Raw genomic sequence first — 16,121 nt, 5'->3', positions numbered from 1 at the left:
GTCGGGTGGGTCGGCGAGCCCGACGCGTTATATCGCCGCGGCGCGTAGCGTCGCCGTGACGACGGACTCGACCGAGAGGGGAACGGTGTGAGCGCGGGAAGGGACCGGTCCGACCGTCTCGTCGTCTTCGTCCTCTGGTTGCTCGTGTTCGCGACGGGGACGCAGGCGCTCATCGTCGCCCCCATCATCCCCCGCATCGCGACGCAACTCGGAACCGACGAGGCGCTTCTCGGCACCCTCATCACCGCCTACTCGGTGAGCGTCGGCGTCTTCGCGCTCGTCGCCGGCCCCGTCTCGGACCGCGTCGGCCGCCACCGGGTCCTCCTCGTCGGTTCGGCCGCCATGACGGTCGCGCTCGCGCTCCACTGGTTCGTCTGGGACTTCGCCTCGCTCGTCGCCGTTCGGGCGCTCGCCGGCGTCGCCGGGGGCGTGCTCAACGGGGCGGCGGTCGCGTACGTCGGCGATTACTTCGCACCACAGCGGCGAGGCTGGGCGAACGGCTGGGTGTTCAGCGGCTTCGCCGCCGGACAGATCGCCGGCATCCCGCTTGGGTCGTTGCTCGCGACGGGGTTCGGCTTCCGCACGCCGTTCATCGCCTTCGCCGCCCTCCTCGCCTGTGGGGTCGCCCTCGTTCGGGTGGTGCTCCCGGTGCCGACCGTGACGCTCTCGACCGACCGCCTCACCGTCCGGAGCGCGGTCTCGGGCTACGCGAGCCTCCTCCGCCGACCCGAAATCGCCGCCGCGACGCTCGTCTTTGTCGTGATGTTCGGCGGCAACGCGCTGTACACGACGTACCTCCCGACGTGGCTCGAATCGTCGGTCGGACTGACCGCCGGTGCCGTCGCCGGGATGTTCCTCGTCGGCGGCGTGGCGAACGTGCTCGCGGGGCCGCGGGCGGGCGTCCTCTCCGACAGAGTGGGCAGAAAGCGCGTCATCGTCGCGGCGAGCGTCGGCGTCGCGGTCGTCATGGCCGCCACCCCGTTCGTCGTGGGCGGGACGGTCGCCGCCTACGTCACCTTCTTCCTCGCGATGGGTCTGTTCGCCTCGCGGGCGACGCCGTTCCAGACGCTCCTCACGGAACTCGTCTCCGGCGACCGCCGCGGGTCGCTGATGAGCCTCACGGTCGGCGTCGGACAGGTCGGCTCCGGCGTCGGCGGGGCGGTCGCCGGGGTCGCGTTCGTCTCGGTCGGCTACGCCGGCAGCGCGGCCGCGGCCGCCGTCGCGATGGTCCTCATCGGCGCGCTCATCTGGGTGTACCTCCCCGAGACGACCCACTCCGGCGAGGGGAACCAAGGGCCCGGAGGGGGTGAAGCGGGCGAACCGGCCGCGACGCCGCCGCAGTCTCCCGTCGTCGCCGCGCGGCGGACGATCGGTCCCGGCGAGAGCATCTGCGGGCCGACCGCCGAGTGCGGCTACTGCGCCGACGACGACTGATCAGACCCGCCAGCCGCGCGGTGCGTCGTTCAGCCGCTCGCAGCCGTCGTCGGTGACGACGACGAGGTCCTCGATGCGGACGCCGAACCGCTCTTCCAGATAGACCCCGGGTTCGACGCTGAAGGTCATCCCCGGTTCGAGGGTCGTCGTCGATTCGGTTGTTAGGTACGGCTCCTCGTGTATCTCCAGGCCGACGCCGTGGCCGGTGCGGTGGACGAACGCCTCGCCGTACCCGGCCGCCTCGATGACGTCGCGGGCGGCCCGGTCGACCGCGCGTGCCTCGACACCGGGTTCGACCGCCTCCACGGCGGCTGTCTGTGCCTCCAGAACCACCTCGTGAACCGTCTCGAACTCCGCGGGCGGGTCCCCCCCGAAGACGACCGTCCGGGTGATGTCGCTCGGGTAGCCGTCGACGCGAGTCCCGAAGTCGAGGACGACCGGGTCGCCGGCCTCGACCGCTCGGGAGCCGTGGTGGTGGTGCGGCTTCGCCCCGTTCGGCCCGGCGGCGACGATGGGCTCGAAGGAGACGCCCTCACCGCCGGCGTCTGCGAGTCGTCGCTCCACCTCGCGGGCGAGCGCCGCCTCCGACTCGCCGACGAGCGAATCCGCGTCGGCGAAGAGCCCCGCCATCACCTCGTCGGCGACGGCTCCGGCGCGGGCCAGCGCGTCGAGTTCCGCCTCGTCCTTCCGGGCGCGGAGCGGCCCGAGCACCTCTTCGGCCAGGCCGAACGACCGGTCGGGGAGGGCCGACTGGACGGCGAGAGCGTGCCGCGCCCACATGGTCCCGTCGAGGAGTATTCGACCGGACTCGGGGACACGGTCGGCCAGTGCGTCTTCGAGCGTCGCGGTCGGTCCCTCGCTGTCGGCCCAGGTCCGGACGCCCGAGGCCCAGGTCGCGTCACGGACCTGCGCCCCCGAGAGGTCGGGGACGACGAAGACGGGGTCGCCATCTGCGGGCAGGAGACAACAGAACAGCCGTTCGGAGGGCGTCTCGGCCACGTCGGTCAGGTACCGGAGGTTCGCCCCGGGCGCGAGGACGGCGACGGCCGCCCCCTCCTCTCGGAGGCGTTCCTGGCAGGCGCGGGTTCGCCGCTCGTGTGCAGTCGCGATCACGCGACCCCGTTTTCCCCGTGTGGGCAAGTAGCTGTCCCCCGAGCACACGGCAGACGGTCGAAGCCGTGGGAACGTCACGGATGCTGTCGGTCGTCCCAGTCTCACGGGGTTCGGCGTCCGAACCCGGCGTTCGTTACGGACGCACGGCCGACAGTATTAGTAGCCCGCGGGCGTCGCAGGAGACGAATGTCGTGGGACGCGGTGGACTCGCTGGACGACGCCCGAGAGGCGACGGAGTCGCTCCTCTTTCCCCTCTCGTGGCGGACGTGGCTCCGACTCGTCGTCGTGACGTTCTTCGTCGGCGGGGTCGGTGGCGGCGGCGGTGCCGGACAGGCCGCACAGGGTGCCGTCTCGTCCCCGTCACCGCCGGGGGCGACTCTCGATGGGGCCACGCTCCCCACGATTCCGACGCCCTCGCTCGGCGACGTCGGAACGGTGCTCCTCGCGGTGGTCGTCGTCGCCGTCGTCCTCGCGCTGGGGTACGCCGTCGTCGGGGCGGTCATGGAGTTCGTCCTCGTCGAGTCGCTCCGGAGACGACGGGTCGAACTCCGGCGACCGTTCCGACAGTTCCTCGTCCCGGGCCTCCGCCTGTTCGCCTTCCGGGCGCTCGTGCTCGCGGGACTGTTCGCCAGCGCCGCCGTCCCCCTCCTCCTCTTCGTCGGCGTCCTCCCCGTCTCGGGGAGCAGAGTCGTCCTCCTCCCGCTTCTCGTCGCCGTCGCCGGCCTCGTCTGGTTCGCGGGCGTCCTCGTCCTCCGACTCACGACCGACTTCGTCGTCCCGACGATGGTCGGCGAGGGGCGAACGGTCCTCTCGGCGTGGCGTCGGTTCGCCCCGCTCTGTCGCGCCGCGTGGCGCGAGGTCGTACTCTACCTCGTGGTTCGACTGGTACTCGGTGCCGCCGCCGCACTCGTCGTCGGTCTCGCGGTCGGCCTCGGGGCGCTCGTCGTCGCGCTCCCCTTCGTCCTCGTCGGCGGCGCCGTCGTCGCCACCGTCGGTCTCCAGGGCGTCGGCCTGGTCGTCCTCGTCGCGCTCGGGGCCGCGTTCTCCCTCTCGGTCCTCCTCCTGAGCGTCGTCGTGCAGGTCCCGGTGGTGACGTACTTCCGGTACTACGGACTCCTCCTGCTCGGCCGACTGGACGGCCGACTCGACCTCGTCCGGGCGTCGTGACCGTCGAGACGAGGGAGAGTTACCCGAGCGGTTCGACGACGTCGCCGGGTCGAATCACGCCGCCGTCAACGATATCCGCTCGGAGTCCCCCTCGGTGGACGAGGGCGTCCAAGACCCCGTCTCGCGTGAGACGCTGGAGGTGATGACACGGTTCACACAGTCTGTCCCCTCGACACACGACCTCGCCGACGCGAAAGCGGTGTCCGACGAGGTGATTGAGCGCGACGTCGCGCGTCTCGACGTTCCGCCGGTGTTCGCCCGGGGCGAGTTCGATCCCCGCCTCGCGCTCTATCGCTGCGACGGCCTCCAGTTCGATCAGCGTGATGTCGTACCCGTCGTCGCGTTCCTCGCCTGGCTCCCACCCCACGAACGTTCCCGTCTCTCTCTCGTCGAAGTACCGGTCGCCCCGGAGACCACCACCGGCGACCGCTTCGACGTCGGCCCGTTCTTCCATCTCGGCTTCGGCCGCGGGGGCGACGAAAACTCGTTCGACGGTTCCGTTCCCGTTCATGGCCGCGACTCGATGGAGACGCTATTCAACCTTCCCGTCCGGCGTCGGGAAGCGTCGACCGGCGGACGGTCGAGAGGTACATTGAGAGGAGACACGGACAGAGGCCCACACGGCCGACCAGCGGCGACACGGCGGTCGAGGCGGGTTGCGATTCCAGGGAGGGGATAAACCGGTCGTTAAGCCGGGGCGCCCGCCGTGTGCGCGACACGAACTCCGTTCATAACTACGTACCAGAGTGTCATTCGTTCACGTATGTCGTTCGAGTGGGTCTCGGTGTACGAGTGTTTCAGTTGCGGGACGTCCGAGTGTGCGACGAGCGTCCAGTACGACCGCCTCGGGTTCCCCGTCTGTGACCGCTGTCGGACGCGGGGACCGCCGAGCCGTAACTGATTCGTGCGGACGGGACGAGGCGGAGAAAGCTACAGGGGCGTCCGGGTCTACGACCCGGTATGGGCTGGACGGAGACGGACCCCGACGACCCCGAGGTGGTGGCCGAGTGGAGCCGCGAGGACGCCTGGGCGACGCTCCGGGTCAGACGGCGGCGCGACGACGGATGGGTCGTACGGCTCGACCGACTCACGCAGGCGCCCGAGGGTTCGCTCTACCTCGAAGAGCGCGTCGAGACGCGGGACGAGGCCGACGCGGTCGTCGCGGCGTGGCGCGAGGCGTACGACGTCGAGGAGTAGGTGAGCGTCACTGGAGGCGCCGGGTCGTCTCCACGAGCGGGTGACGGGCGTAGTCGACCACCTCGATGTCCTGGATGGAGTCGAGCCCCTCCTTTCGGGCGGTGCGCTGCATCCCCAGTTCGACGGGGTCGTCGACGACGATGACGTAGGCGTCCATCTCCTCGACGCCGAGGCGGTCGGCGGCCATCACGCGGTGGTGGCCGTCGGCGAGTAAGTGCGTCCCCGCGTTGTCGATGACGACGAGCGGTTCGGCGAGGCCGTTCTCGAGTTCGTACTGTCGGCCTTCGAGTTCGTCGGCGTAGACGCGCGCCTGCGTCGGGATGAGGTCGTCGAGGTCGACGGAGTCGCGCTCCTCGTGGACCTTGATGCCGTGGATCTGTTCGAGCGTCCGCATCAGCTTGCCCACTTTTTCGGGCGTGGCGCGTTCGATCTGTGAGCGGATGACGTCCGTGTTGGAGATGATGCCGACGAGGTTGCCCGCGTCGTCGACGACCGGGAGCTTTCGGATGCCGGAGCGGAGGATGACGCGCGCGGCGTCGTTGATGTCCATGTCCGGGTGGGCGACGATGAGGTCCTCCGTCATCACGGTGAAGATGAGCGCGTCGTCGTCCGCGAGGAGGAGGTCACTCGCGGTGACGAACCCCTCGACCTTGCGCGACTCACAGACGGGGAAACCGTTGTGTCCGTCGCTCTCGACGATGCGCTGTGCGACCGCGGCGACGGTGTCGGTCGGAGAGACCGTCGCGACGTCGCGCGTCATGTACTCCTTGACGGTCGCCTTCCCGGGCATGGAGCGTGGTACGGCGAGGAGGGGGAAAACCTTAGCCCCGGCCCGGAGTCCCACCGCTCACCCCTCGAACGGGTACTCGAAGCCGAGTTCGCCGGCGCCGCCGAGCAGCGATGCGGGGGCGGTTTCGAGCGTCTCGAAGAACCGGGCGCTGATGACCTCCGTGACGAGGTCCTCGAACTGCTCCGCGCCTTCGACGTACGCTTCCTTCCAGACGCCGAGGTCGATCTGCGCCCCGGCCATGTCGGCGTGACCGCCGGCGCTCCCGATGGAGCCGAACGCGTCGCGCAGCGTCTCGCCGAGGTCGACGTCGGTCCCTCGGGCGCGGCCGGAGGCGTAGACGGTGTCGTCGCGGTAGCCGTAGACGAGCGTGAGGCGGACGCCCTCCATGTCGAGGAGGCGGTCCGCCGCCTGCGCGAGCGCGTCGCGGTCGGATATCTCCCCGACGTTCGTCGCCAGCGCGTCGCCCCGAACCGCGCGGTTGCGGATGGCTCGCGCGAGCAGGTCGAGCACCTCCGGCCCCATGCTCGGCTCCTCGATGCGGTCGAGCGCCGAGTGGTCGACGTGCGGACAGAGGAACGCGGCCGCCTCGAAGTCCGCGTCGGACACCTCCCGGGAGAAGTCGTTCGTGTCGACGCGGATACCGAACAACAGGGCCGTCGCGAGCGTCCGGTCGGGGTCGATTCGGAGCCGTCGGAGGTACTCGGTCAGGAGCGTGCTCGTCGCGCCGACCCCGCTTCGCAAGTCGAGACAGCGCGCTTCGACCGGCGCGCGCGGCGGGTGGTGGTCGATGGCGACGTCGACGCGCGTGTCCGAGGGGAGACCGTCGTTGACGCCCGGGCGCGAGTGGTCGACGAGCGCGATACCGCCGTACTCGTCCATCGTCGTCCCCGGTTCGAGGTTCGTGAGAGAGAGGTCGAGCAGGTTGATGAGCGCCCGGTTCTCCTGATGGGAGACCTCGCCGAAGTAACAGGGGACGGCGTCGACGCCGACGGCGTCGGCGATGCGGACGAGCGCGAGCGCCGAGGCGATGGCGTCGGGGTCGGGGTTGTCGTGCATCACGACGGCCAGCGTCCCATCGATTCCACGGAGGACGCGCAGGAGGCGGGTGACGCGCGTCACCGTCGCGCCCGTCGCCGTGTCGAGAAACGCCCCTGCGGCCGACTCGTGAGGGTCGACGACGCGGTCGGCGACTTCTCCGAGCGCCGCGAGGGTCTCGTCGCTCGGATTGCTCCCGGCGTACGCGACGACGAGCGCGTCCGGGAACCGCTCGCGGGCGACCCGGGCGGCGTCGAGGTTCTGGTCGCTGTCGGCACCGGCGACGACGACCGTCGTCACGTCACTGGGGTACGTCTCGGGGTCGGTCGGGTCGCCCATCGTCGCGTCGACGCCCTCGTCGCGCAGAGACTCGACGCGGCTGCGAGCCTCAGCGACGACGGAGAGCGTCCCCCGACGCGACCGGACGGACCGGACGACCGCGCGGGCGACGGGGCTCCACCCGAGCACCAACCGACTGGGCCGCGACATCATCCGGGGGTTGCCAGTACTCGTGGAAAACCCTGCCGGCATCGCCTCGGCGCGCGCCCACTCCCTGCGGCGTCGCAACCGCGAACGGCGACGACATGTCAACCGCGGGACCGACTACGACCGGCGGACGCGAGCGTGCCAGCGGAAACCGAACGAACGGAACACGGACCGACCGCTAAAACGAGCGGTTCTCTACGCGGGAAGGTCGACGAGTCCCAGCTGGGTCATCATCGCCATCCGGTCGGTGTAGCGCCAGATTTCGGCGAACTTGCCGTCCTCGATTCGGGCCATGCTGATGCCGTCGACCGAGAAGGACGACCCGTTCGACTCCATCCCTCTGAACGTCCCCTCCCACGTGCCGCTGTACGTGAACCGGGCGACGGTCAGGTCGCCGTCCAGCACAGTCTCGTGGACCGCGACGTGGCAGTCGGGGAACGCCTCGCGGAACTCGGAGGCGTGTGTCCGGTAGCCGTCCATGTCGAGGTCACCGTCCGGGCCGTGGTAGACGAAATCGTCCGTGTAGTACTCGTCGAGTACGTCCGTGTTCCCCTCGCTCCACAGCTCTTCCGCTTCGATGTTCACGTGCAGTTCAGTGTTGTCCTCGAACGCGATTGCGACCATGTTTTCCTCAGTTGCGCCGCTCGGCGGCTCCATCACCCGACGGTCCGCGCGTCAGCGCAGTCGATACACTACGCTGCGTGAGAGCATGAAGCTGTATCAACACGCTACGGAACGTGAACGTCGGGTGGGGGAGTCGCCTGAAGTCCTGGAGTCGTCACCGGAGCGCGGTGGCACTGCCCGACGACGTGTCGTGCGAGTTCGAGAGCGGCGAACGAGTGTGGGGCCGGGGGGAGCGGGTGGGCGTGGAGGTGCAGTACGATTGGACCGACCGAGCGGACGACGACCCGGCGGTACACGAGGGTGGTGCCGCGCCACCGAAGCGGTTCCGCCGCTTCGAGCCGTTCGCTCACGGAGAGACCCGTGGGGGACCGAGGCTGCGGTCCACCGCGCCCATGCACCGGTGCGGGTTTCGCGCGCTCCGCTGCGCTCACAGAACGCACGAGCGGTGCTCGACCGCGACGGACAGCACCCCGGCGGACGGGAACGCGGTTCAAAAACCGACACGGGGGTGACAGCAGCGACCGAACAGTGGGAACAACCGAAAATCGAGGAAAGCCGCGAACCGCCCTAGAACAGCGCCGCCGCCGAAGCCTGCGCCGTCTCGACGACGGGCGCGAACGCCGGCAGCAGCAGGACGGTTCCGAGCGCCGCGGCCATGATGGCGACGTACAGCCCCATGGGCCGCGACTCGATTTCGAACTCGCTCACGGGGTCTTCGATCCACATCGCCTTCACGACGCGCGAGTAGTAGAACAGCGACAGGGCGCTGTTGATCGCGCCGACGGCCGCGAGCCACCAGAAGCCGCCCTCGATGGCCGAGTAGAAGAGGGCGTACTTCGAGAGGAAGCCGCCGAACGGTGGGAGCCCGGCCAGGGAGAACATGAAGACGGTCATGGCGAGACAGGCCATCGGTGCCTGCGTCGAGAGGCCGTTGAGGTCCTCGAACGTCCGGCCGAGGTCCCAGTACTCGGTCATGGCGATGAAGATGAACGCGCCGGTGTTCATGAAGCCGTAGACCATGAGGTGTGCCATCGCCGCACCGATGACGTCACCGTTCGGCCCGCCGCCGGAGACGGCGGCGAGGCCGATGAGCGCGTAGCCCGCGTGCCCGATGGAGGAGTACGCCAGCATGCGCTTGACGTTCTCCTGGGTCGCCGCGGCGAAGTTGCCGAGCGTCATCGTCACGACGGCGAGGACGGCGAAGGCGAGCGGCCAGTCGACGCCCATCGGGACCAACTCGCTCACGGGGAACGCCACCGTGAACACGCGGAACGCGACGGCGAACCCGGCGGCCTTCGACGCCGAGGAGAGGAAGCCCGAGATGGGCGCGGGCGCGCCTTCGTACGCCTCCGGCGCCCAGAAGTGGAACGGGACGGAGGCGGTCTTGAACGCGAAGCCGCCGATGATCATGAAGACGCCGACGCCGACGACGCCGACGAGACCGCTCGACTCCGCGATACCGCTCGCGACGTCGCCGAGGACGAGCGTCCCGGTCGCCGCGTAGACGAGCGAGATACCGAACGCCAGAACGGCCGAGGAGACGGCCCCGATGAGGAAGTACTTGAGGCTCGCCTCGACGCTGCCCCGATTGCGCTTGAGGAACGCGACGAGCGCGTACGAGGGGAGCGAGGCGAGTTCGAGCGAGACGAACACGGTCGCCAGCGAGTTCGAGGCCGCCATGAGCGCCATCCCCGTGGCCGCGAAGAGGACGAGCGAGTAGAACTCGCCCTGGTAGTCCTCGCCCTTGAGGTAGTCGTAGGAGGCGACGACCACGAGCGCCGTGACCGAGGCGAAGATGAGCTGGAAGAACAGCGCCATCCCGTCGATCACGAGGGAGGAACCGTACAGTTCGATGGGACCGCCCGTCGACGGCTGGCCGGTGCCGGCGACGAGGTACCAGGCGGCGATACCGAACGACACGAGCGAGCCGACGACCGCGATGCTCGCGAGCAGCGTGCTGTTGGACGTGTCGGGGTCGACCGTGTCGGCGAGCAGCAGGACGAGCGACGCCACGGCGAGCGCCAGAATGGGCGCCGTTGCGGCCCAGTCTGGCAGCGTCGACGACTGGAGCGCGACGCGTGTGAGGTCAGCGAACATCTACGAGACACCTCCCAGGATGGGGTTGACGGCGTCTTGGATCATCCCGAAGAACAGGTCCGGGGCGACGCCGAGCACGATGATGAGCGCCAACAGGACGGCCAGGGGAGCCACGTCGTGGACGGGCGCCTCCGTGATGGTGTACTCGCCGTCGAACCGGAACGGACCGAACAGCGTGCGCTGCATCGCGAAGAGCAGGTAACCTGCGACGATGACGATGCCGAACATCGCCGCCGCCGTGAAGAGCGGCATGCCGGAGAACGTCGTCGACTCGAACGAGCCCTTGAAGATGAAGAACTCGCCGGCGAAGCCGGCCATCAGCGGCAGGCCCATGTAGGCGAACGCGCCGGCGACGAAGATGCCCGCGGTGACGGGCATCCGATCCGCGATGCCGGACATGTCGCCGACCATCCGGGTGTGGGTCGTGTTGTAGACGACGCCGACGGTCATGAACATCAGCCCCGAGATGAGGCCGTGGGCGACCATCTGGAACGTCGCGCCGCCGACGCCGTACGTCGTGTAGGCGATGAGGCCGAGGATGACGTACCCCATCGACGAGACGGACGAGTACGCGACGATGCGCTTGAGGTCCTCCTGGGCCAGAGCGAGCAGCGCGCCGTAGATGACGCTCACGACGGCGAGGATGGCGATGGGCACCGCGAGGTCGACGGCCACCTCCGGAAGCATCGTGAAGTTGAATCGCAGCAGGGCGTAGGTCCCCATCTTCAGGAGGACGCCCGCCAGCATCACCGACACGGGCGTGGGTGCCTCGACGTGGGCGTCGGGCAGCCACGTGTGCAGCGGGGCGACGGGCACCTTCACCGCGAAGCCGACGAACATCGCCACGAACGCGGCCGCGGCGAGCGTCGGTGCCTGGATGCCGAACAGCGAGCCGAGTTCGCCCGCACGGAGCGCCATCGCCACCTCCGGCAGGCGCAGCGACCCGATGGAGTCGCCCAGTCCGAACACCAAGGCGATGAAGCCGATGAACATCACCAGCGAGGCGATGTTCGTGTAGACGAAGAACTTGATCGCGGCGTACTTCCGACGGGGGCCGCCCCAGACGCCGACGAGGAAGTACATCGGGACGAGGACGGCCTCCCAGAAGACGAACCAGACGAAGAAGTCCAGCGCCGTAAAGACGCCCAGGAGGTTGGCCTCCATGAACAGCATCAGGCCGTAGAACTGGCTCTGCCGCTCGGAGATGGGAGTCCACGCCGAGACGATGGCGAGCGACGACAGGATAGTCGTCAGGACGACGAGCGGCAGCGAGATGCCGTCGACGCCGACGAACCAGTGGAGGTCCAGTCCTCCGAGAGTGAACCAGACGATGTCTGTCTCGAACGCGATGGTCCCGTCCATCAGGGCGTTCCCGCTCGCGTCGAACTGTGACCACATCCAGAGCGCCCCGGCGACCGGGGGCAGACTGAGCACGAACGCCAGCCGACCGGCGTACTCGTCGGGGGCGACGAGGACGGCGAGGGCGGCGACGAACGTGAAGGCGATGAGTGCTTCGATGATCATGCGAACCAACCTCCCATCAGACCGAACACGACCAGGAGCGCGGTCAGCCCGAGCGTCAAGAGGACGGCGTAGTTGGAGACGACGCCCGTCTGGACGCGGCGAATCCGCGAGCCGCTCATGAGGCTGACCGAGGAGACGCCGTTGACGACGCCGTCGACGACGCCCTGATCGAACTTGTCGGCGACCCGGGCGATGGGCCGGACGACGTCTTCGGCGAGCCAGACCTGGTACTCGTCCTGGTAGTAGTTGTTGTACAGCACCGTCTTGATGCTCCCGAGCCGGTCGGTGTGTTCCTCGGGTTCGGGGACGTTGTACAGCACGTGTGCGAGAGCCGCACCGCCGAGCGCAAGCGCGAGCGAGACGGCCGCACCGATGGCCACCGTCGCCGCCTCACCGCCGATGTACGCCGACGAGTAGGGAAGCACGTCGCCGTAGTGGTGGGCGGTGAGCGACTCGAAGCCGCCGTCGAGCCACTGGTGGAGGAAGTCGATGCCGCCGATGCCGAGGAGCTTCTCGACCGGGACCATGTTGACGACCCCCGTGACGGCCGCGAGGACGCCGAGGACCGCGAGCGGTCCCTTCACGTTCCAGCGCACGCCGTGTGGGTCCCGCGCGATGTCCGAGCGCGGCTCACCGTGGAAGGTGAGGAACACCATCCGGAAGGTGTAGAAGCCGGTGAAGAAGACGGCGAGGAGCCCCATCGCGTACGCGGCCAGCAGGAGCGGTGACCCGCCCAGGCCGTGGATGAGCGTCTCGTAGAGCACCTCGTCCTTCGACCAGAAGCCCGAGAACGGGAAGATGCCCGCGAGCGCGAGCGACCCCGAGAGGAACGCGTAGTAGGTCACGGGCATCTTCTCCTTCAGACCGCCCATGTCCCACATGTTCTCGTTGTGGTGCATCGCGATGATGACCGACCCCGCGCCCAAGAACAGGAGCGCCTTGAAGAACGCGTGGGTCATCAGGTGGAACGTCGCGGCGACGTACCCACCCGCGCCCAGTCCGAGCATGATGTAGCCGTACTGAGAGATTGTCGAGTACGCCAGCACCTGCTTGATCTCGCGCTTGACGACGCCCATCGTCGCCGCGAAGAGCGCCGTGAACCCGCCGACGAGCGCGATGATGGCCAGTGCGGTGGGGGAGACGGCGTAGAAGCCGTACATGCGCGCGACGAGGTAGACGCCCGCGGCGACCATCGTCGCGGCGTGGATGAGCGCCGACACCGGGGTGGGACCCTCCATGGCGTCGGGCAGCCACGTGTGCAGCGGGAACTGTGCGGACTTGCCCACGACGCCGCCGAGGACGAGCAGGCCGACGACCGTGAACCACGTCTGCGGCGCGAAGCCGAACGTGTTCACGCCCTCGGCCGCACCCGCGACGGCCTCTTCGGCGAGGACGGGGAACGACCCCTCACCCGCGAACGCCGCGGTGCCGAACGTCGCGAAGACGGCGACGACGCCGACGAGGAAGAAGTAGTCACCGAACCGGGTGACCAGGAACGCTTTCTTGGCTGCCGAGGGCGGGCCGGCCTCGCGGAACCAGAAGCCGATGAGGAGATACGAACACAACCCCACCAGCTCGAAGAACATGAACGCCATCAGCAGATTGTCGCTGACGACGAACCCGAGCATCGAGGCGGTGAACAGCCCCAGGGCGGCGTAGTATCTCGGTAGCCCCGTCTCGCCCTCGTCGTTCATGTAGCCGAGCGAGAAGACGTGGACGAGGAACGCGACGAGCGAGACGATGACGAGCATCATCGCCGCGAGCGGGTCGATGAGGAGGCCGAACGTGAGGTCGACCGCCTCCAGCCCCTCGGCCCACGTGTAGATGGTCTGGTTGTACGTCCCGCCACCGGCGACCTGTAAGGTCACGCCGATGGAGAGGAGGAGCGATCCGCCCGTCGCCGCGATGCCCGCCAGCGCCCCGCCCTTCGGCATGTATCGCCCGGCGAAGAGGGCGATCACGAACGAGAAGAACGGGAAGAGAACGATGGCCGGCGCGAAGTCGAATATCCCTGCCATCTTACCACCTCATCGTCGTCGCGCTTGTGACGTCGACGTCGTTGAAGTTGCGGTACAGTACGAGGATGATGCCGATTCCGACCGCCACCTCGGCGGCGGCCAGCGCCATGGTGAACAGTCCGAACGTCTGCCCCGTGACGTTCCCCAGAACTGCGAGAACGCGACGAGGTTGATGTTCGCGGCGTTCAGCATGAGCTCGACCGACATCAAGAACAAGAGCGCGTTACGCTTCGTCAGGATGCCGAACAGGCCGATGCAGAACACCGCACCCGAGAGCAGGAGGTACCACTCCGGCGGAACCATCAGCGGTCACCCCCCGCGTCGGCGCCAACGTCGGTGCCGGCGTCGGCGTCGGTACCCTCGTCTCCGTCCTCGCCGAGGAGGGTCCGTTTCAGTTCTCGCCCGCCGTCGGTCAGAAGCGAGACGTTCCGTCCCTCGTTCTCGCGGCGCGCGAGTAAGACCGCGCCCACGAGCGCCGCCACGAGCACGAGGTCGATGATCTCGAACGCGACGAGGAGCGACTCCGAGGGGACGCCGCCGAAGTCGAGGTTGAACATCGCGTAGCCGATGCTCGCGGTGATGCTCGCGTCGGCCGGGAAACCCTGCGGTTCGGGGAACTGTGCGTTGAGGAACGCGACGGCCATGACCGCGAACAGCACGACTGCCGCGAGCCCCGGCACGAGATGCGAGCCCAGGTCGAGTTCGGGTCTGGTGGTTGGTTTCATGTGCGACTCACTTCCGGTTCGTCCGCGTCTGTCGGTTCCGTCCGCGTCAGCATCACGGCGAACGTGATGAGGACGAGAACCCCGCCCACGTAGACGAGGATCTGCATGGCGGCGAGGAACTCCGCCTGCAACATCACGTAGTGCACCGCGACGCTCAACAGCGCGCCCCCGAGGAACAGTGCGGAGTGCCAGACGTCCCGCACGAGGACGACGCCGAGGCTGCTCCCGATCGTCACGAGCGCGAACAGCAAGAACGCGGCCAGTTCATAAACGGTAGCCATTGTGTGTGTCTCCTTGTGGATGCCCTTTGAAGATTTCGAGAACGCTCGGACGATTACTGGTAGTCGACCTCGCCGTCGCTTTCGCCGACCCACGCGTTGCGGTCGGGGTTGCGCTCGTTGAGCGGGTCCAGCCCCTTGTACCAGGGGACGTTCTTGAGCTGTTCTTTGTTGTAGACGAACTCGTTCTTCGTGTCCGCCGTGAACTCGAAGTTCTGGGTGAGCAGGATGGCGTCGACGGGGCAGACCTCCTCACAGAGCCGGCAGTAGATGCACTGCCCGATGTGGAGGTTGTACTGCTCGCCGTTGCGCTTGTCGTCCGTGACGATCTGGATGGTGTCGTTCGGACAGACGTTCTCACACTGGCGGCACCAGATACACCGCTCCTGTGAGAACTTGTGAACCCCTCTGAACCGCGGGCTCACTTCGGGTTCTGCTTCGGGATACTCGACGGTGAACGTCTGCCCGTCGAGCGCGTGCTTCATCGTCACTGCCATACCTTTGAGTAGTCCGATCATGTTACGCGATCACCCCCACGATGATGGCCGTGAGCACCAGGTTCGCAAACGAAAGGACGAGCATGCCCTTCCAGCCTATCTCGATGAGTTGGTCGATGCGGACGCGCGGCACCGCCGAACGGCACCACTGTGTGAACAGGAAGAACGCCCACATCTTGATGATCATCCACACGAACCCCGGCAGGATCGGTCCCGCGGGGCCACCGAGGAACAGCACGGCGACGAGCGCGCCGCCGAGGAAGATGTGGATGAACTCGCCGAGGTAGAACAGCACGAAGTAGACCGAGGAGTACTCCGTCTGGTAGCCGGCGACGATTTCGGTCGGCGCCTCCGGGATGTCGAACGGATTGCGACCGATCTCGGCCATGTTCGCCGCGAGGAACAGCACGAACGCGAACGGGTTGACGAACGCGAACCACTGCGGAATCGACACCCCCGCGACGGTGACGAGCGGCTCCGCTTGAACAGCGACGATTTCGCTCATCTGGAGCGTTCCGGTGAAGATGACGACCGACGCCGCGGTGACGACGAGCGGAATCTCGTACGCGATGTTCTGCGCGATAGAGCGCAGCCCACCGAGGAGCGAGTACTTGTTGTTCGACGCGTAGCCCGCCATCACCAGCCCGAGCGAGGCGATAGACGCCGCCGCGAAGGCGAACGCCAGCCCCGTCTCGGGGTCGGCGAGTTGAATTCCCGAGCCGAGCGGGATGACGGCGAAGCCCAGGAGTGCCGAGAACGGGAGGACGATGGGCGCGAGGTCCCACGCCGGCCGGTCGACCCCTTCGGGGACGATGAGCTCCTTCGACAGGAGTCGGACGGCGTCGGCGACGATGATGAGCAGGCCGAACGGGCCGATGCGGTTGACCGCGATGCGGTCGGTGAACGCGGCGGTGATCTTCCGCTTCGCCCACGGTCCCGCGACGGCCGTCATCGTCAGCATCAGGTTCGCGATGATGAACGCGCCGATGAGTCCACCGACGACCGCGCCGGCGACGCCGTCGAGACCGAGCAGACCGGCGATGGCATCGGGGAGCGGTGCGCCGCCGACCCCACCCGTTCCGGCCGCGGTGGCGTTCGCGGTTCCGTTCGCCGTCGCGGTGGCGGTTCCGTTCGCT

Annotated in this window: 17 protein-coding genes and 1 pseudogene; 4 read left to right on the top strand and 14 right to left on the bottom strand. The window is 68.1% G+C overall.

Annotated elements, in window-relative coordinates:
• Positions 1–87: 87 nt before the first annotated feature.
• Positions 88–1,434, top strand: a complete 1,347-nt coding sequence (locus C2R22_RS06320) for an MFS transporter (RefSeq protein WP_103425014.1) — start codon at positions 88–90, stop codon at positions 1,432–1,434.
• On the opposite strand, the gene C2R22_RS06315 is transcribed toward C2R22_RS06320, so the two are convergent.
• Positions 1,435–2,547: a M24 family metallopeptidase gene (locus C2R22_RS06315; RefSeq protein WP_394342382.1), complete on the bottom strand. Its 1,113-nt coding sequence runs from the start codon at positions 2,545–2,547 to the stop codon at positions 1,435–1,437.
• A 186-nt stretch (positions 2,548–2,733) separates the two neighbouring features.
• Here C2R22_RS06315 and C2R22_RS06310 point away from each other — a divergent pair, with 186 nt between their 5' ends.
• A complete protein-coding gene (locus C2R22_RS06310) occupies positions 2,734–3,714 on the top strand; it encodes a DUF7544 domain-containing protein (protein WP_103425013.1) in 981 nt (326 codons plus the stop codon).
• A 19-nt stretch (positions 3,715–3,733) separates the two neighbouring features.
• On the opposite strand, the gene C2R22_RS06305 is transcribed toward C2R22_RS06310, so the two are convergent.
• Positions 3,734–4,225: an MOSC domain-containing protein gene (locus C2R22_RS06305; protein ID WP_103425012.1), complete on the bottom strand. Its 492-nt coding sequence runs from the start codon at positions 4,223–4,225 to the stop codon at positions 3,734–3,736.
• A 252-nt stretch (positions 4,226–4,477) separates the two neighbouring features.
• Between C2R22_RS06305 and C2R22_RS25575 the strand changes: the two genes are divergently transcribed.
• The gene (locus C2R22_RS25575) at positions 4,478–4,615 is read left to right on the top strand and encodes a hypothetical protein (RefSeq protein WP_173862780.1); all 138 of its coding nucleotides are present in this window, start codon (positions 4,478–4,480) and stop codon (positions 4,613–4,615) included.
• A 59-nt stretch (positions 4,616–4,674) separates the two neighbouring features.
• On the top strand, positions 4,675–4,911 hold the full coding sequence (locus C2R22_RS06300) for a DUF7543 family protein (RefSeq protein ID WP_103425011.1): 237 nt from the start codon (positions 4,675–4,677) through the stop codon (positions 4,909–4,911).
• A gap of 7 nt (positions 4,912–4,918) precedes the next feature.
• Here the strand turns inward: C2R22_RS06300 and C2R22_RS06295 are convergent, their stop codons facing one another.
• The 12 genes and pseudogenes from C2R22_RS06295 to C2R22_RS06240 form a co-directional block, all read right to left on the bottom strand.
• A complete protein-coding gene (locus C2R22_RS06295) occupies positions 4,919–5,701 on the bottom strand; it encodes a CBS pair associated ParBc domain-containing protein (RefSeq protein WP_103425010.1) in 783 nt (260 codons plus the stop codon).
• 57 nt (positions 5,702–5,758) lie between these two features.
• Complete coding sequence (locus tag C2R22_RS06290; RefSeq protein ID WP_103427588.1) at positions 5,759–7,225, bottom strand: DHH family phosphoesterase; 1,467 nt, start codon at positions 7,223–7,225, stop codon at positions 5,759–5,761.
• 192 nt (positions 7,226–7,417) lie between these two features.
• Positions 7,418–7,846 (bottom strand): ester cyclase, encoded by a 429-nt coding sequence (locus C2R22_RS06285; RefSeq protein ID WP_162562403.1) that lies wholly within the window; start codon positions 7,844–7,846, stop codon positions 7,418–7,420.
• Between the two features lie 104 nt (positions 7,847–7,950).
• Positions 7,951–8,196 (bottom strand): hypothetical protein, encoded by a 246-nt coding sequence (locus C2R22_RS24930; RefSeq protein ID WP_162562402.1) that lies wholly within the window; start codon positions 8,194–8,196, stop codon positions 7,951–7,953.
• Positions 8,197–8,413: 217 nt separating this feature from the next.
• Complete coding sequence (locus C2R22_RS06275; protein ID WP_103425007.1) at positions 8,414–9,943, bottom strand: NADH-quinone oxidoreductase subunit N; 1,530 nt, start codon at positions 9,941–9,943, stop codon at positions 8,414–8,416.
• On the bottom strand, positions 9,944–11,467 hold the full coding sequence (locus tag C2R22_RS06270) for a complex I subunit 4 family protein (RefSeq protein WP_103425006.1): 1,524 nt from the start codon (positions 11,465–11,467) through the stop codon (positions 9,944–9,946). It abuts the gene before it with no gap.
• Positions 11,464–13,485, bottom strand: coding sequence for an NADH-quinone oxidoreductase subunit L (gene nuoL, locus C2R22_RS06265; RefSeq protein WP_103425005.1), 2,022 nt, complete (start codon positions 13,483–13,485; stop codon positions 11,464–11,466). Before nuoL ends, C2R22_RS06270 begins: the two co-directional genes overlap by 4 nt.
• A 1-nt stretch (position 13,486) precedes the next feature.
• Positions 13,487–13,788: pseudogene (nuoK, locus tag C2R22_RS06260) on the bottom strand (NADH-quinone oxidoreductase subunit NuoK).
• On the bottom strand, positions 13,788–14,210 hold the full coding sequence (locus C2R22_RS06255; RefSeq protein WP_103425004.1) for an NADH-quinone oxidoreductase subunit J family protein: 423 nt from the start codon (positions 14,208–14,210) through the stop codon (positions 13,788–13,790). The pseudogene nuoK and the gene C2R22_RS06255 overlap by 1 nt, the downstream one beginning before the upstream one ends.
• Complete coding sequence (locus C2R22_RS06250) at positions 14,207–14,491, bottom strand: NADH-quinone oxidoreductase subunit J (RefSeq protein WP_103425003.1); 285 nt, start codon at positions 14,489–14,491, stop codon at positions 14,207–14,209. The genes C2R22_RS06255 and C2R22_RS06250 overlap by 4 nt, the downstream gene beginning before the upstream one ends.
• Before the next feature lie 53 nt (positions 14,492–14,544).
• Complete coding sequence (locus C2R22_RS06245; RefSeq protein WP_103425002.1) at positions 14,545–15,006, bottom strand: NuoI/complex I 23 kDa subunit family protein; 462 nt, start codon at positions 15,004–15,006, stop codon at positions 14,545–14,547.
• Between the two features lies 1 nt (position 15,007).
• Positions 15,008–16,027, bottom strand: a complete 1,020-nt coding sequence (locus tag C2R22_RS06240; RefSeq protein ID WP_216824834.1) for a complex I subunit 1/NuoH family protein — start codon at positions 16,025–16,027, stop codon at positions 15,008–15,010.
• Between the last annotated feature and the right edge of the window lie 94 nt (positions 16,028–16,121).

The sequence above is a fragment of the Salinigranum rubrum genome (assembly GCF_002906575.1).
Classification (GTDB): Archaea; Halobacteriota; Halobacteria; order Halobacteriales; family Haloferacaceae; genus Salinigranum; species Salinigranum rubrum.
The sequence above is the reverse complement of the archived record's forward strand: the minus strand, read 5'-3'. Positions and strand labels throughout refer to the sequence as shown.

What these genes read in the sequence shown, in the direction of transcription:
- C2R22_RS06250 (WP_103425003.1), bottom strand. Translation starts at nt 14,491, where the DNA reads ATGGCTACCGTTTATGAACTGGCCGCGTTCTTGCTGTTCGCGCTCGTG.
- C2R22_RS06305 (WP_103425012.1), bottom strand. Translation starts at nt 4,225, where the DNA reads ATGAACGGGAACGGAACCGTCGAACGAGTTTTCGTCGCCCCCGCGGCC.
- C2R22_RS06255 (WP_103425004.1), bottom strand. Translation starts at nt 14,210, where the DNA reads ATGAAACCAACCACCAGACCCGAACTCGACCTGGGCTCGCATCTCGTG.
- C2R22_RS06275 (WP_103425007.1), bottom strand. Translation starts at nt 9,943, where the DNA reads ATGTTCGCTGACCTCACACGCGTCGCGCTCCAGTCGTCGACGCTGCCA.
- C2R22_RS06290 (WP_103427588.1), bottom strand. Translation starts at nt 7,225, where the DNA reads ATGTCGCGGCCCAGTCGGTTGGTGCTCGGGTGGAGCCCCGTCGCCCGC.
- nuoL (WP_103425005.1), bottom strand. Translation starts at nt 13,485, where the DNA reads ATGGCAGGGATATTCGACTTCGCGCCGGCCATCGTTCTCTTCCCGTTC.
- C2R22_RS06300 (WP_103425011.1), top strand. Translation starts at nt 4,675, where the DNA reads ATGGGCTGGACGGAGACGGACCCCGACGACCCCGAGGTGGTGGCCGAG.
- C2R22_RS25575 (WP_173862780.1), top strand. Translation starts at nt 4,478, where the DNA reads ATGTCGTTCGAGTGGGTCTCGGTGTACGAGTGTTTCAGTTGCGGGACG.
- C2R22_RS06285 (WP_162562403.1), bottom strand. Translation starts at nt 7,846, where the DNA reads ATGGTCGCAATCGCGTTCGAGGACAACACTGAACTGCACGTGAACATC.
- C2R22_RS06295 (WP_103425010.1), bottom strand. Translation starts at nt 5,701, where the DNA reads ATGCCCGGGAAGGCGACCGTCAAGGAGTACATGACGCGCGACGTCGCG.
- C2R22_RS06310 (WP_103425013.1), top strand. Translation starts at nt 2,734, where the DNA reads ATGTCGTGGGACGCGGTGGACTCGCTGGACGACGCCCGAGAGGCGACG.
- C2R22_RS06245 (WP_103425002.1), bottom strand. Translation starts at nt 15,006, where the DNA reads ATGATCGGACTACTCAAAGGTATGGCAGTGACGATGAAGCACGCGCTC.
- C2R22_RS06270 (WP_103425006.1), bottom strand. Translation starts at nt 11,467, where the DNA reads ATGATCATCGAAGCACTCATCGCCTTCACGTTCGTCGCCGCCCTCGCC.